A 15,349-nucleotide genomic window follows, 5' to 3' on the forward strand; every position below is an offset into this window, starting at 1 on the left:
CGTTCCGTGCATGGGCCGGACGGAGGAGGACGTCCCGAACTTCAGGCTGGCGGTCCCGTGCCTTCTGGCGGCAGGGCCGGGCAGGTCTCGATCGGGTCCGAACGGCCCATCCCCGGGAGGCACGCCACGGTGTCAGCGTGGGAGGTGTCGCCCCTCGGGGTGTGCTCCCGCGCTCCGGGCGTACCGGAGGAGGAACCATGGCCAGCGAGATCCCCGCTCGTCCGGAGCTCGGCAACGTCGTTGTGGGAGTCGACGGGTCCCCCTCCGGGCGCACGGCCGTCTTCTGGGCCGCGGCCGAGGCGGACCGACGGGGGCGGATCCTGCACCTCGTCCACGCCGCCGATACCGACCGCCGGGCCCTCTTCGCCAATGCCGAGACGATCCAGGCGGTGCGCGAAGCGGGCCGCGACCTGCTGATCGAGACCGAGAGCACGATCCGAGAGCGCTTTCCGGAGCTCACCGTCACGAAGGAACTGAGCCGTCAGGAACCGGTGGCCGGTCTCCGGGCGGCCGCCGGCCACCGGGGCACGATCGTGGTGGGCAGCCGGGGGCTCGGCGGCTTCTCGAGCCTCATGCTCGGCTCCGTCGGCATGGGGGTGGCGGCCCGCGCCGAAGCACCCGTGATCATCGTCCGCGGTGACGGCGACCGCCCCGAGTCGGGCTCGGTGACGGCAGCCGTGCACGGCGCCTCGGACATCGGCTGGCTGCTCGTCGCGGCCGCCGAGGCGGACTGCCGCCAAGCGGTGCTGCGACTGGTGAGCGTCTGGAACGTGCTCACCCATGTCGGCAGCGTCGTCACCATGCTGGACGACCTCGACGAGATCGCGCGGCAGCGCCTGGACGAGATCAAGGCGCTCGCCGACCGCGTACGTGACTTCTATCCCGGGCTCGACATCAGCCACCACGTCGAGACGGGCACGAGCACGCCCGGAATTCTGGTGGAGGCGAGCGCCCACACCGATCTGCTCGTGATGGGCAGAGAACACCGAATCCTGGGCGCGAGCCCGTCCCTGGGGCGCGTCGCCCACGTCCTGATCCACCACGCCCCTTGCCCGGTGGAGATCGTCCCGCCCGCCTTCGCCACGCGGGTCGAGGAGACGTGAACGGGATACTGCTCGGAATCGCCCCCCGGGAGCAGTCGGTCCCCGCTCTCGTCCGGGCCGCCGACGAGGCCGTGCGAAGAGGGCCGGCGCTCCGCCCGGTCGTCGCCGTACCGCCCGCCCACAACGGGATCCGGTACGACGCGCTCGCTCACCAGAGCGCCCTGCGACTCCGCGCGGAGTCGGCGATCGCCAACGCCGAAGAGCTTGTACGGGAGCTCCACGGCGGTCCGCGCGTCGCGACGGAACGCGTGAACGGTGTGCCGGCGACCGTGCTTCGCGATCCGGCGGCGCACGCCGCATTCGTCGTCGGTTCGCGCCGTCTCGGCAGGGCGGCCGAAGTGTTCAGCGAGAGATCCGTGGTCGTCCCGCTCACCGCGCAGGCCGCCTGCCCCGTCGTCGTGGCCCGCCTGCCCGAGCACGCTGCCGTGCACCCACCGACCCTCGTCGTCGGCGTGGACGGAAGCCCGTCCTCACAGGCCGCGGTCGCCTTCGCCGCGGAGGAGGCGAGCCTGCGCGGGGCACGACTGCGTGCCGTCTTGGTCTGGCCCCCTTCCCTCCTCGCCCATGACGATGTGGACGAGGGTCTGGCCGAGCGCCGTCGGCTGCCGGCCGAGTCGGTTGCGGGGCGGGTGGAGAGGTATCCGGACGCCGCCGTCTCCCAAGAGGTCCTTCGGGGACAGCCGGTCGAGCAACTCGCCCTGGCGTCCCTGGAGTCCCTAGCCCTGATCGTCGGCCGAAGAGGTCGTGGCGGGTACTCCGGCACGCGACTCGGGGCGACGGTCCACGGCCTGCTGCACCGCGCCATGTGCCCGGTGATCACCGTTCCCTTCCCGCAGCGCGGAGAGCGGCCGGGCGACCCGGCATGGGCCGACCGGTCCCGTACCCGTGCGACCGACCGGCCCCGGCCCGTTGACCCGCTCGGCACTGGGCCGCCACTGCCTCCCCGCGAGACGGTGGGGAGAGAGGACGCCCCCGGTCCGTCCGCCGGTTCCCCGGAGAGGTGGGCACCATGCGGCGTATCCGGATCAGCCCCCGGCCCCGAGGGTCCCGCAGGCCGAGCCCCCTCGATCTGCGGACCCCGCCCGGCAGACCGCTCCCGTACCGAGGGCGCCCGAGAGCCACGGAGGATGTCATGGCACCGATGCGTCGCGTCGTACCGTTCACGGAGCTGGACCGCTCGGACGTGGGCCGGGTGGGAGGCAAGAACGCCTCCCTGGGGGAGATGATCAGCCGGCTCGGCGCGGCGGGCATACGCGTGCCGCCGGGCTTCGCCACCACCGCCGAGGCGTACGGGGAACTCCTCGCGGGCCACGGGCTGCGTGACTCCGTGGAGGAGCAGATCGGCCGCCTGCACCAAGGGGTCCCGCTCGACGAAGTGGGAGCGGCCATCCGTTCGTCCTTCCTCGCGCAGCCGCTGCCGTCACCACTGCGGGACGACATCCTGACGGCATACGAACTGCTGGCCGGGGAGAGCGGCCGGAGGGAGCCCGAGGTGGCCGTGCGCAGCAGCGCGACGGCCGAGGACCTGCCGGAGGCGAGCTTCGCCGGGCAGCAGGAGACGTACCTGAACGTCCGCGGCACCGATGCGCTCCTGGAGGCGTGCAGGCGCTGCTACGCGTCCCTGTTCACCGACCGGGCGATCGACTACCGCGAGCGGATGGGCTTCGACCACCTGGCCGTCGCCCTCTCCGTCGGAGTCCAGCTCATGGTCCGCTCCGACCTCGCCGGGGCCGGCGTCGCCTTCACCCTCGACCCGGAGAGCGGCTTCCCCGAGGTGATCGTGGTGAGCGCCGCCTGGGGCCTGGGCGAGACCGTCGTCAGCGGCCAGGTCGATCCCGACGAGTACACGGTGTTCAAACCGAGCATGAAGGACCCCGCACTGAACCCCGTGATCGATGTGCGGATCGGCAGCAAGCGGCTGAAGACCGTGTACGCGGACACCGGCCTGACCCGCACCCTCGACACACCCGACGCCGAGCGGCACCAACGGGTCCTCGCCGACGCGGAGGTCCGCGAGCTCGCCACCTGGGCGGCCGCCGTCGAGGAGCACTACGGCTGCCCCATGGACCTCGAATGGGCCAAGGACGGCCTCACGGGCGACCTCTGGATCGTCCAGGCGCGCCCCGAGACCGTGCAGTCCCGCCGGCGGTCCACGACCCTGCGCCGCTGCCGGCTGACCGTCGTGCCCGGTGAACCCCTGGTGGAGGGCATCGCGGTCGGCGAGGCGATCGGCCAGGGTCCCGTCGTCGCCCTTGACACCCCCGTCGACCTCGACCGCTTCCCGGAGGGCGGGGTCCTCGTCACCCGCATCACCGACCCCGACTGGGAACCGGTCATGAAGAGGGCGTCGGCAATCGTCACCGACCACGGCGGACGCACCTCGCACGCGGCCATCGTCAGCCGCGAACTCGGCGTCCCCGCCGTCGTCGGAACCGGCGACGGCACCCGGATCCTGCAGGGCGGCAGGCCGGTGACCGTCTCGTGTGCCGAGGGCGAGCGCGGACGGGTCCACGACGGCCTGCTCGCGTACGAGGAGATCCTGACCGACCTCGCGGAGCTGCCCGCCACGCGCACCCGGGTGATGCTCAACCTGGCCGACCCGTCGGCCGCGTTCCGCTGGTGGCGGCTGCCCGCCGCTGGAGTGGGCCTCGCGCGTCTCGAGTTCATCGTCGCCCATCAGGTGAAGGTCCACCCGATGGCCCTGCTGCACCCGGAGCGACTCGATCCACAGGACCGACATGTGATCGACCGGCTCACCGAGGGGTACCTCGACCGCGGGCAGTACTTCGTCGAGCGTCTGGCCCACGGCATCGCCCGGATCGCAGCCTCCCGCTGGCCCGCACCCGTCGTCGTACGCACCAGCGACTTCAAGACCAACGAGTACGCCAAGCTCCTCGGCGGCCGGCCCTTCGAACCCGAAGAGGCCAACCCCATGATCGGCTGGCGCGGCGCGAGCCGGTACTACAGCGACGGCTACCGTGAGGGGTTCGCCCTCGAATGCCGTGCGCTGCGCCGGGTCCGTGAAGGGATGGGACTGACCAACGTGGTCGTCATGATCCCGTTCTGCCGGACCCTCGGCGAGGCGGACCAGGTGCTTGCGGTGATGTCGGAGGAGGGACTCGTACGGGGTGAGAACGGCTTGCGCGTCCACGTCATGGCGGAGATACCGGCCAACATCATCCTTGCCGAGGACTTCGCGGAACGCTTCGACGGATTCTCGATCGGCAGCAACGACCTCACCCAGCTCACCCTCGGCGTCGACCGCGACTCGGAAGCCCTCGCCCACGTCTTCGACGAGCGCGACCCCGCCGTCGTCCGCAGCATCCGGAGCCTCGCTGCCCGCGCCCACGCGGCCGGCTGCCCCGTCGGACTGTGCGGGCAGCGGCCCAGCGACGATCCGGCGTTCACCGCGATCCTGGTCGACGCGGGCCTCGACTCCATCTCCGTGGCACCGGACAGCTTCGCCGGCGTCAAACGACACGTGGCCCGTGCGGAGGCGACGCTCGCGAGGGGCGCCGGACGAGGGGAGGAGTGACCATGCCCAGGAAGACACGACGCCGAGGCACCCGGGACACCGGGCCGACGGCCGAGCTCGATCGACAGGCGGCCGCAGAGACCTGGCGCGGTCGCCCAGGAACCACCAGCCGGTCGCAGAGGGTGCGAACGGGCGTTCCGAACGCACGGTGCACACCATCAGGGCGTCGACGCCCTTCCTCCGGATGAACGGAGCATCGGCCGGATCGCGAGTAAGGGGGGCCTGAAAGGAGGCCGCGGCCATGACGACCGCAAGGGAAATCATGCACACCGGGGCGAGCTGCGTGCAGGAGAACGAAACCCTGATGGACGCCGCGCGGCGCATGAGCGAACTGGATGTCGGCGCGCTGCCCATCTGCGGGCCGGACAACCGGTTGCACGGCATCATCACCGACCGGGACATCGTGGTGAAGTGCCTCGCCAGGGGCAAGGACCCCCACCACATGACGACCGGGTATCTCGCCCAGGGCAAGCCGGTCACCGTGGATGTGGACGCCGACAGCGAAGACGTGCTCCGCACGATGCAGGACCACCGCATCCGGCGTGTGCCCGTGATCGACGACCACCGCCTGGTCGGCATGATCAGTGAGGCGGACCTGGCGAAGCACCTGCCGGAGGAACGGGTCGGCCGCTTCGTCGAGGAGATCTGCCGCTGACAGCAGCACAACCATGGCGCCATGGGCCGGTCGGTCCGGGTGCGGCCCGTTCGGCCCCGTCGGACAAGCCCCCTTGGACACTGCGCCAGATGACCTCACGGGCGGACGATGGGGTCACGGAGGCGGATCGGCCTCGCACCCGGCCCACCCGCCCGTCCGCACCGAATCGGGTCCTCGGCGATCGTCCTGGGCCCCGAAACGAGGAGCAGAACAATGGCCGGAGGCAAGGTGGAACGCAGGCACAGCCTGTTCCCCGACTTCAACGACATGTTCAACCGGGAGTTTCCCGGGCTGCCCGGTTGGCGCCCGGCGACGGCTGCGCACTCCATCCCGGTAGAAATGTCCAGAGGCGCCGGCGGATACGTGCTGCGGGCCGAACTGCCCGGAATGGACCCCGACGACTTCACCATCACCGTCGACGACGACCTGATCACGGTGAGCGCGGAGCACAGCGAGAGCGAGGAGGACAAGGAGCACTCGGAGTTCCGCTACGGAGCGTTCCGCAGGACCGTGCGTCTCCCGGCCACGATCCCGGTCGACGACGTCGAGGCGTCGTACGCGGACGGCATCCTCACCATCCGCGTCCCGATGCCCGAGGAGAAGACCGGCGCCGTACGCACCGTCCCGGTGAAGCGAGGCGGCACCCCGCCAGGAGGAGCCGCGCCGTGACCACCAAACGAGTCCTGGTCGCCCACGGCAGCAAGCACGGCGCGACCAGGAGGATCGCCGAAGGGATCGGCCGGACGCTCCAGGCCGACGGCTTCGAGGCCGTCGTCCTGCCGGCCGACACCGTCTCCGACGCCAGCGGCTACGACGGAGTCGTCCTCGGCGGAGCCCCCGGCTCCGTGACCGCCGAGACGCCGGGCCGCATCAGCCGGTCCCTGGTCCGCCACGGCAAGGACGGAGACTTCCGCAACCCGGAACGGATCCAGGACCGGGCCCACCACATCGGGACCGAACCCGGCACCACGCGCTGAACGGTCGCGTCGACCCGTCCGGGAGGCCACTCCACCCAGAGGTGCGACATGGACCACCGCAAGCGGTCGGAACCGCGACCCACGCCGTCCGGGTGGGAAACCGGCGAGCGCGCCGCACTGATCCTCGTACTGATGATCTCCCTGATCTGCGGGGCCGTCGCCGCCGGGATGCTGTGGAGCACCGGAGCCGATGCCGACCGCGAACTCGCCGCCCACCGCCACCAGGTACGGGCGACCACCACCGGACCCGCCAAGGAACCGCCCGTCGCCGCCCGGTACGGATCGACACCGCGGGCGGTGGCACCCGCGGTCTGGGAACAGCCCGACCACATCCGCCGGTCCGGCACCATCCACGTCCCTCCCCGGACGCCCCAGGGCCGCACGGTGACGATCTGGGTGGACGACACCGGTACCCCCGCGCGCCCCCCGGGCAGTGCCGCCGACCGCGCGCTGACCGCGGGGGCGGGCGGGAGCGTCGCCACGGTCGCCGCGGGAGCGATCGGGGCCGGCGTTCTCGTACTCGTACGACGGCGGACCGAAGCCCGTCGGCTCGCCGCCTGGGAACAGGAGTGGGAACAGGTCGAACCCGTGTGGTCCGGTCGGCTCCGCCGGGGGACTGCTCCGGGGACCGACAATGACTGACCGCGTCGCCACGGGCCGGGCGGCCACGCCCGCCGACGCGCTGCCCTTCGACCCCAGCGAGCCCCTGCCCAGGCTGCGCCGGGAACTCGCCACCGGACCGGACGGGCTGTCCGCCCGCGAGGCCGCCCGCCGACTCGCCGTTCACGGGCCCAACGAGGTACGGCGCAAGGCCCGCTCCTCTTTCGCGCGGGAGCTGACCGGACAGCTGGTCCACCCCCTCGCCCTGCTGCTCTGGGCCGCCGCCGCACTGGCCTTCGTCGCGGATCTCGGGGTGCTCGGCTGGGCGATCCTGGCGGTCATCGCCGTCAACGCGGCCTTCGCGCTGCTCCAGGAGCGGCAGGCCGAGCGGGCGGTGGAGACCCTCGCGCGCTACCTGCCCGAGCACGCCCTCGCCGTACGCGACGGCCGGCCCGCCACCGTGGAAGCCCGCGACCTGGTGCCGGGCGACATGATCCTCCTGGAGGAGGGCGACAAGGTGCCGGCCGACGCGCGCGTCACCGAGGGCGGAGTGGAAGTCGATCTGTCCATGCTCACGGGAGAGTCCGTCCCCGCCGAACGCATGGCCGCGGCCGGGCTCCTCGGCGCCCCGTTGCTGGAGGAGCCGAACCTCGTCTTCAGCGGGACGACCTGTGTCGAGGGTCAGGCCCGGGCCATCGTGTTCGCCACCGGCAACCACACCGAGCTCGGCCGGATCGCAGCCCTCAGCCAACGGACCCGGCGCGAGGCGAGCCCGTTGGAACGACAGGTCAAGAAGGTCGCCTGGCTCATCGCCGGCGTCGCCACCGGAATGGGGGCCCTGTTCCTCGTCGCCGGAGTGGCTGTCGGACTGCCGGTGACCGACTCCCTCATGTTCGCCATCGGGCTCCTCGTCGCCAACGTCCCCGAGGGACTGCTCCCGACCATCACGCTGGCCCTCGCCGTCGGCGTCCGCGCGCTGGCCCGCGAGGGCGCGCTGGTGAAGCGACTCAGCGCCGTGGAGACGCTCGGCTCCACGAACGTCATCTGCACGGACAAGACCGGCACGCTGACCCGCAACCGCATGCGTCTGAGAGCCCTCTGGACCGCGGAGCACGGAGCGGAACCCGGCCCCTGGGCGCAGGAGCTGGCGCGGGAGAGCGCGTTGTGCACCACCGTCACCCGCGAGGGGGAGGGCGAACTGCACGGCGATCCGACCGAGGCCGCCCTCGTCACCGGCGCCGCCGACCACGGGGCCCCGGTGGACCTCAACCGGCGCGACGCGGGACGGCGCGGACTGTTCCGCTTCGATCCGCGGCTGCGACTGATGTCGGTCGTGCAGGACGACGAGGCGACGGGTCGCCTGCGGATCGTCGCCAAGGGAGCGCCTGAAGCGGTCCTGGCCAGGGTCCTTCCCGGCTCCGCCACGGACGCGGCCCGCTCCGCGGCGGAGGAGCTGGCCCAGGGCGGCATGCGGGTCCTCGCCGTCGCCGCGCGCGATCTGCCGTCGGGCGCGCAGCCGCCGTCGCAACGCCAGGACGCCGAGTCGGGACTCACGCTGCTCGGCCTGGTCGGGCTGTACGACCCGCCGCGCCCCGAGGTGGCGGAGGCCGTCCGCCGCTGCCACGAGGCCGGGGTACGCGTGCACATCGTGACGGGGGACAGCGGAGCGACCGCCGCGGCGGTCGCCCGGGAGGTGGGCATCGGAGTGCCCCGCCTGCACGTCGTCGAGGCTTCCGAGTCGCTCGGCGACGCCGAGCTCGACCGGCTCCTGGTGGAGGGCGACGCCGAGATCGTCTTCGCCCGCTCCTCGCCCGAGACGAAACTCAAGGTGGCCGACACCCTGCGCGCCCACGGCCTGATCGTCGCCATGACAGGCGACGGCGTGAACGACGCCCCCGCGCTGCACCGCGCGCACATCGGGGTGGCCATGGGACGCTCCGGCACCGATGTGGCCCGCGAGGCCGCCACCATGGTGCTCACCGACGACGACTTCGCCACCATCGTGACCGCGGTCGAATCCGGGCGCCGCGTCTACGACAACGTCCGCAAGTTCATCGTCTACATCTTCGCCCACGCCACCCCGGAGATCGTGCCGTTCCTCGTCTTCGCGCTCTCCGCCGGCGCGGTGCCTCTCCCCCTCACCGTGCTGCAGATCCTCGCCATCGACCTCGGCACCGAGACGCTGCCCGCCCTCGCCCTCGGCCGGGAACGCTCCGAACCCGGCATCATGCAGCGGCCACCCCGGCCCCGGCACCAGGGAGTGATCTCCCACGACATGCTCGTCCGCAGCTGGGGCTACCTGGGCCTGGTGTCGGCGGCCCTCGTCATGGCGGGCTACTTCTACGTGCTCTGGCGCGCCGGCTGGCAGCCGGGAGACCCCACGGGAACCGGCAGCCCCCTGCACCACGCCTATGTGACGGCCACGACGGCCACCTTCGCAGGCATCGTCACCTGCCAGGTCGGCACCGCCCTCGCCGCCCGTACCGACCACGCGGCGCTCCGCGACATCGGGGTGTTCTCGAATCCGCTGCTGCTCGCCGGCATCGCCTTCGAGCTCGCGTTCACCGCCGCCCTCGTCTACGCGCCCCCGCTCCAGCACCTCTTCGGCACGGCCGCCCTCCCCCTGGACGTCGTTCTGCTCATCGCGACGTTCCCGGTCCTGGTGTGGGGCACGGACGAGCTGCGGCGCGCCAGGCGGCGCCGTCAGCACACGGCACCCATGGTGGTCGGCTCGTGACCACCCTGGTCGAGGCGGAAGGGCGGACGGGCGTCCCTCATGAGGCTCGCATAAGCGACGACGCGCAGGACCCAGCGGTTCAGTCCGACGGTCAGGGCGAGCAGACCGCGCGGATAGCGGTCGCTGAAGGCCACGGCGAAGCCCGCGATGAGCATGGGCAGCGTGATCAGGCCGCCGCTCCACCGGCGCACCTCCATCCCGCCGGTGAAGAAGGCGGTCACCAGGTAGTCAGAATGGCGAAGAACGCGATCACCGTCACGACGAGGAAGGCGATCCAGAGGAAGAGCAGCACGATCCAGTGGGGATCATCAGGACCCGTTTGACCAGCCACAGCATCGGGACAGCCGGCCGTCGAGTTCGGCCGCCACCGCCACGGGAGCATGCGGGGTGATCGGGGTGTTCACGATCGTCCCTCCTCCGGCAGGTCGTCGTCTTCGTACGCGAGCCGGTCGATGACCCCCACGACACCGTCGACGCTGTTGCAGAGTCTGAGGAGCACCGGCACGAGGCTCCGTCGTTGTACCGTGCCGGTCAGCGTGACCCGGCCGTCCGCCACCTCGACCGACAGGGCGGACGGGCTCAGCCCCAAGGTGCGGGTGATCACGTCCTCGACGATCTCCTCCTGGATCGCATGGTCCCTGCGCAGGAACAGCTGGACGAGGTCGCTGCGACTGAGGACGCCCACGAGCTGCCCTTCGCCGTCGACCACGGGCAGGCGCTTCACCCTCGCCCGGTCCATCACGCGGGCGGCCCGCACCACGCTCCACTCAGGTCGGGCGACGAGGGCGGGGCTCGACATGAGGGAGCCCGCGGTGTCGAGCCCGGCCCCCGCGGCCCGGCGGCGTACCAGGTCCGCCTCCGAGACAACGCCCAGAGGACGGTTCGACTCGTCCACCACGCACACCGCGGTGATGTCGAACTCGTCCAGGAGCCGTGCGATCTCCTTGAACGTCGTGCCCGGGACGACGCTGACCGCCGTGGGTGTCATCAGATCCGCAACGCTGCGGTGCCTCATTGTCCGTCACCTTCCCGCATCCGGGCCTCGATCCGATGGCGTCCTGCCGCCGTCAAGACCGTCGGGCAGTCACCTCGGCCATGGGCTATGCCCGGCCCTCGGCGGTGAGCTCGCACCGTACGTCCACGACGCCTTCGACCGCGCGGGCAAGACGGGCTGCGAGCGGGATGAGCGCGCTGTCGCCGACTTCGCCGGTCAGCGTCACGACACCGGCCTCGACCCGGACGTCGACCCGACGACGAGAGAGGGGGAACAGGTGCTCGACGACGTCGCGGCGCACTTCGGCGGCGAGGTCCTCGTCCGGGCGGAGGAAGACCTTGAGGAGGTCGGACCGGCTCACGATCCCCTGGACGACGCCGCTCGCGTCGACGACCGGTAGCCGCTTCACGTGATGGGCGGCCATGAGGCGGGCGGCCCGGGGCAGGGACGCACCGGGAGCGACGGTGACGGCGGGCGAGGTCATCAGGTCCTCGGCCCGGTGAGAGCCCGCCTTGGCCGTGGCGTCGAGACGCCGCATCTGTTCCACGAGACCCAGGCGGTGGCCGTGGAGCTCCTCCTTGAGGAGCAGGTCGGCCTCGGAGACCACGCCGACGACCCGACCCTCGCCTTCGACAACCGGCACTGCGGTCACCTTCCACCGCTCCATGGCGGCGACGATCTCCTTGAACTCCGCGCCGGGCCGCACGGCGACGACCTTCCTGGTCATCACATTGGCGACGGTGAACGGCTGAGGTGCCATCGCTCATTCCTTACTCGAGGAGTCGGCGCGCCACCGCTGCCGCCACGGCCGCGGATACCGCCTCACCGACGGAGGTGTCCTGTGCGCAGAGCTCCCTGACGGCCTGCCCGTCGAACTCGAGGGCGTGTACCTCGGTGGTCGTCGTGGCGTCGAATCGCCAGTGGTGAGGAGGGAACAGCCAGGAACAGCCGAGGAGGTCGCCGGGCACCAGCGTGTCGACGCGAGCCGTGCCACGCCCGGGAAGGTGCTTGTCCAGATCGACCCGCCCGGCTTCTATGATCCAGAAGCGGTCGGCATGCTGCCGCTCGCGGAAGATGTGGGTGTCCGCCGGGAAGCGGACCGGGCGGGCCTGTCGCAGGAGCTGGTCCCGAGCCTCCGGAGCGAGTTCGTTCAGCAGCATCGTCATGGTGCTCATGATGTGCCTCCAGCCCTTCACCCACAGGCTTCCGCACGGTGGGCGGGCAGGGGGAGGGCCGCGCAGGTCACACGTGGGGGCCGAAGGGGCCCTTTCAGCGGACCAGGACGGCCTCACCGGAGCGGGGGACGACGGCCGTCCAGCCCAGCTCGCGGTCGATGCGGTCCCGCAGTGCCTCGGACGCGGCCGGTTCGCCGTGGACGAGGTACGTGGTGTGCGGGGGCGGTGCGCCGCGCAGCCAGTCGACGATCTGCCCGGCGTCGGCGTGGGCCGAGAAGTGGGGCACGTCGGCGACCTCGGCCCGTACGGGCACGTACTCGCCGAACATCTTCAGGACGCGGGCGCCGTCCACCAGGTCCCTGGCCCGGGTGCCGGCGGCGGCGAAGCCGACCACGACGACGGCGTTGCGCGGGTCCGGCAGCAGCCGGCGCAGATGGTGCAGGACGCGGCCGCCGGTGGCCATGCCGGCCGAGGAGACGATGACGGCGGGGCCGCGGGTGCTGTTGATGTCGATGGACTCCTGGACCGTTCGGGCGGCGAGGAACGGCTCGGGGCTCAGCGCGGCAGCTCCCTCGGCAAGGATTTCCGGCCGGAGCTCGGGGGAGCGTTCGCGTACCGCGTCGCGGTAGACGTCCAGGGCGGCCAGAGCCATGGGGCTGTCCACGTAGACGGGAACCGATCGGGGCAGGACACCGGTCTCGCGCAGCAGGGTCAGTTCGTGCAGGACGACCTCGGTCCGGTCGATGGCGAAGGCGGGGATGACGACGGTGCCGCCGCGGGCGAGGGTCCGGGCGATCACGGCGGCGAACCCCGAGCGCGCGGACTCCTGGTCGTGGCGGCGGTCGCCGTACGTGGACTCCATCAGCAGCACGTCGGCTCCGGAGAACGGCTCGGGCGGTAGCAGCAGCGGGTGCCCGGGCCGTCCCAGATCCCCGGACACGGCCAGGGTGTGGCCGCCCTCCAGCGTCAGGTGGGCCCAGGCCGACCCCAGGATGTGCCCGCCGTGGTGCAGCGTCATCCGGGTGCCGGTCATGATCTCCACGTCCTCGCCGACCGGGACGGGGTCGAAGAACGCCAGCGTCTTCTCGACGTCGGAGTCGTCGTAGAGCGGTTTGGCGGGACGGTGCTTGGACCAACCGTGCTCGTCGGCGTGCCGGGCCGCCTCCCTCTGCAGCCGGGCGCTGTCGCGCAGCACGATCCCGGCGAGCCGGGCGGTGTGGGCGCTGGTGAGGATCGGGCCCCGGAAGCCCTGCCGGACCAGCCGGGGCAGGTAGCCGCAGTGGTCCAGGTGGGCGTGGGTGACGACCACGGCCTCGACGTCCGCGGCGTCGCGGGCGAACCGTTCCCAGTTGCGGCGCCGCAAGGTCGCGAAACCTTGGAAGAGACCGCAGTCGAGGAGGATCCGCGCACGGTCGCTCTCGACGAGGAACTTGCTTCCGGTGACCGTTCCCACGCCGCCCAGGAAACTGAGCAGTGCGGGCCGCGGAACGGCGGGAGCGGCGCTCGGGGCTGCCTCGGACATGGCCGGCCCTCCTTCGGAGTGGACCGGTCTCCACCTTCGCCTCCGGACCGGCCGGTCGGGAGGGCCCGAGCGGTCCCTTTCGGGGGCCGATCGGCACATGTGCCGTGGGAAGACTTCTGCGGAGCCTGGTGGGCGAGGCCCACAGCGACGCGCGACAGGAAGCAGGTGGACGTCATGAAGGCACTCGTCTTCCAGGAGCCGGGTCGGATCGCCTGGCAGGACGTACCCGACCCGGGCATCGACGACCCCGCCGATGTGATCGTCCGGGTCGACGTCGTCACCATCTGCGGCACGGACCTGCACATCCTCAAGGGGGACGTTCCGGAGGTGACGCCCGGCCGGGTCCTCGGCCACGAGGCGGTGGGCACTGTGGTCGAGACCGGAGGCGACGTCCGTACGGTACGGCCCGGCGACCGCGTCCTGATCTCCTGCATCTCCGCCTGCGGCAGGTGCCGCTTCTGCCGTGAGAGCCGCTACGGACAGTGCCGCGGCGGAGGCGGCTGGATCCTCGGCCACACCATCGACGGCACACAGGCCGAATACGTCCGCGTGCCCTTCGCCGATCTGTCCGTCCATCCGCTGCCGGACTCGATCGAAGGCTCCGACGCCGTCCTGCTCGCCGACATCTTCCCCACGTCCTACGAGGTCGGCGTCCTGAACGGTGCCGTGCGTCCCGCCGACACGGTGGTCGTCGTCGGTGCGGGCCCCATAGGTCTCGCCGCCGTCGCCACGGCCGGCTTCTACAGTCCGGCCCGGATCATCGCCGTCGACCTGGTCGAGTCACGGCTGGCTGCCGCCCGCGCGCTCGGCGCGGACGTCGCCGTCAACGCGGACGAAGGCCCGGAGCAGTTGGTCGCGGATCTGACCGAGGGCCTCGGTGCCGATGTCGTCATGGAGGCCGTCGGCGTTCCGGAGGCGTTCGAGATGTGCACGCGGATGGTCCGGCCGGGCGGCAGGGTCGCCAACATCGGAGTCCACGGCAAGCCGGCGGTACTTCACCTCGAAGACCTGTGGATCAAGGACGTCACGATCACCACCGGCCTGGTGGACACCTCGTCCACCCCCATGCTGCTGCGCATGATGGCCGCCGGGCGGCTGCCGTCGGCGGAGCTGATCACCCACCAGTTCGAGCTGGGGGATATGGCGGAGGCGTACGAGGTCTTCGCCCGTGCGGCCGAGACCGGCGCCATCAAGGTTGCGCTGGGCGGCGCCCGGCACACGGTCGTGAGCCTCCCCGACGCGCAGGTGGCCTGATGGACGGCCGAGGCCCGGCTTCCCGGCCGCCGGACGGTGTCGTCCTCGACACCGACGGAGTCCTGCTCGACTTTGCCGTCGTGCACGCGGCGGGCGTGGAAGATCGCGTTCGACGCCTGCGTCGACCGACCGGAGCCCGACGGCGGGACGCAGCCGCCCTTCGACGTGGACGCCGAGTACTGCAGGCTCGTCGACGGCCGGTCCCGGTACGACGGTGCCGCGGCCTTCCTCACCGCCCGCGGCCTGCGCGTCGGTCACATCCGCGTCGTGCACATGGGGACTCCGGCCTTGGACCCAGTGCACCTTGTTCCGGGCCCATGGCTGGAGCGGTTCGATCGAGGTGCGCTCCGTCCTCGACGGCTCCGTCACCAACGCCGGAGTGGAACGCTACCGGCACCTCGACGGGTGTCATCTCACGGACCACCGGACCGGATCCGAGCCCGACGGTGTCACTTGGATCTCCTGCCGTACCGTCGACCCGGGCACGAGGACAGCCATGGCGGTGCGTACGCCCGCGCGCCCGCTCGGGAGGCGGCCGGCAAGGCCGGCACCGTGCAGACGTACCGCCTGCCCGTCGTCGCTCAGCAGCCTCGTCCACGGCTGGGTGCCCGCCCGGCAGCAGGGCGCCGACGCCTGGCGGTACTGCGAGGAGGCGCTCCTCGCAGACGTGGCCGACGTCCAGGGAGGCACGACCGGCGAGGGCATCCACCTCGGCGTGATGGCCGGCACGGTCGGCCTGGTGGAACGCGGGATCACCGGCCTGGAAACGGGACCGGAGGGTCATCGTCGCGCCCGGA

Annotated in this window: 14 protein-coding genes and 1 pseudogene; 10 read left to right on the top strand and 5 right to left on the bottom strand. The window is 71.8% G+C overall.

Annotation, left to right across the window (positions count from 1 at the left end):
• Positions 1–197 precede the first annotated feature (197 nt).
• The 8 genes from ACIQFX_RS33580 (at position 198) to ACIQFX_RS33615 (ending at position 9,607) form a co-directional block, all read left to right on the top strand.
• Entirely contained in the window at positions 198–1,103 is a 906-nt protein-coding gene (locus ACIQFX_RS33580; protein WP_402471088.1) for a universal stress protein, read from the top strand.
• 452 nt (positions 1,104–1,555) lie between these two features.
• A complete protein-coding gene (locus ACIQFX_RS33585) occupies positions 1,556–2,329 on the top strand; it encodes a universal stress protein (RefSeq protein WP_402471313.1) in 774 nt (257 codons plus the stop codon).
• A complete protein-coding gene (gene ppsA, locus ACIQFX_RS33590) occupies positions 2,236–4,638 on the top strand; it encodes a phosphoenolpyruvate synthase (RefSeq protein ID WP_402471090.1) in 2,403 nt (800 codons plus the stop codon). The genes ACIQFX_RS33585 and ppsA overlap by 94 nt, the downstream gene beginning before the upstream one ends.
• Positions 4,639–4,879: 241 nt before the next feature.
• A complete protein-coding gene (locus tag ACIQFX_RS33595; protein ID WP_402471093.1) occupies positions 4,880–5,293 on the top strand; it encodes a CBS domain-containing protein in 414 nt (137 codons plus the stop codon).
• 213 nt (positions 5,294–5,506) lie between these two features.
• Positions 5,507–5,962 (top strand): Hsp20/alpha crystallin family protein, encoded by a 456-nt coding sequence (locus ACIQFX_RS33600; protein ID WP_402471095.1) that lies wholly within the window; start codon positions 5,507–5,509, stop codon positions 5,960–5,962.
• Positions 5,959–6,270: a hypothetical protein gene (locus tag ACIQFX_RS33605; protein WP_402471097.1), complete on the top strand. Its 312-nt coding sequence runs from the start codon at positions 5,959–5,961 to the stop codon at positions 6,268–6,270. Before ACIQFX_RS33600 ends, ACIQFX_RS33605 begins: the two co-directional genes overlap by 4 nt.
• Before the next feature lie 48 nt (positions 6,271–6,318).
• Positions 6,319–6,912: a hypothetical protein gene (locus ACIQFX_RS33610; RefSeq protein ID WP_402471100.1), complete on the top strand. Its 594-nt coding sequence runs from the start codon at positions 6,319–6,321 to the stop codon at positions 6,910–6,912.
• Positions 6,905–9,607 carry a cation-translocating P-type ATPase gene (locus ACIQFX_RS33615; RefSeq protein WP_402471103.1) on the top strand — a complete coding sequence of 901 codons (2,703 nt, stop codon included), beginning with the start codon at positions 6,905–6,907 and terminating at the stop codon, positions 9,605–9,607. Before ACIQFX_RS33610 ends, ACIQFX_RS33615 begins: the two co-directional genes overlap by 8 nt.
• Here the strand turns inward: ACIQFX_RS33615 and ACIQFX_RS33620 are convergent.
• The 5 genes from ACIQFX_RS33620 to ACIQFX_RS33640 all read right to left on the bottom strand — a co-directional run bounded on the left by ACIQFX_RS33620 (position 9,574) and on the right by ACIQFX_RS33640 (position 13,298).
• Entirely contained in the window at positions 9,574–9,828 is a 255-nt protein-coding gene (locus ACIQFX_RS33620; protein WP_402471106.1) for a hypothetical protein, read from the bottom strand. The two genes, ACIQFX_RS33615 and ACIQFX_RS33620, sit on opposite strands and share 34 nt — an antisense overlap.
• A 179-nt stretch (positions 9,829–10,007) precedes the next feature.
• On the bottom strand, positions 10,008–10,622 hold the full coding sequence (locus tag ACIQFX_RS33625; RefSeq protein ID WP_402471109.1) for a CBS domain-containing protein: 615 nt from the start codon (positions 10,620–10,622) through the stop codon (positions 10,008–10,010).
• Positions 10,623–10,707: 85 nt separating this feature from the next.
• A complete protein-coding gene (locus tag ACIQFX_RS33630; protein ID WP_402471112.1) occupies positions 10,708–11,361 on the bottom strand; it encodes a CBS domain-containing protein in 654 nt (217 codons plus the stop codon).
• A 10-nt stretch (positions 11,362–11,371) separates the two neighbouring features.
• Positions 11,372–11,776 (bottom strand): cyclic nucleotide-binding domain-containing protein, encoded by a 405-nt coding sequence (locus tag ACIQFX_RS33635; RefSeq protein ID WP_402471115.1) that lies wholly within the window; start codon positions 11,774–11,776, stop codon positions 11,372–11,374.
• A gap of 94 nt (positions 11,777–11,870) precedes the next feature.
• On the bottom strand, positions 11,871–13,298 hold the full coding sequence (locus ACIQFX_RS33640) for an MBL fold metallo-hydrolase RNA specificity domain-containing protein (protein WP_402471117.1): 1,428 nt from the start codon (positions 13,296–13,298) through the stop codon (positions 11,871–11,873).
• Positions 13,299–13,472: 174 nt separating this feature from the next.
• Between ACIQFX_RS33640 and ACIQFX_RS33645 the strand changes: the two genes are divergently transcribed.
• Entirely contained in the window at positions 13,473–14,552 is a 1,080-nt protein-coding gene (locus ACIQFX_RS33645; RefSeq protein WP_402471120.1) for an alcohol dehydrogenase catalytic domain-containing protein, read from the top strand.
• Between the two features lie 559 nt (positions 14,553–15,111).
• Positions 15,112–15,321: pseudogene (locus tag ACIQFX_RS33650) on the top strand (trehalose 6-phosphate phosphorylase); the annotation flags it as partial.
• Between the last annotated feature and the right edge of the window lie 28 nt (positions 15,322–15,349).

This window comes from Streptomyces sp. NPDC093089 (assembly GCF_044754405.1).
GTDB lineage: Bacteria > Actinomycetota > Actinomycetes > Streptomycetales > Streptomycetaceae > Streptomyces.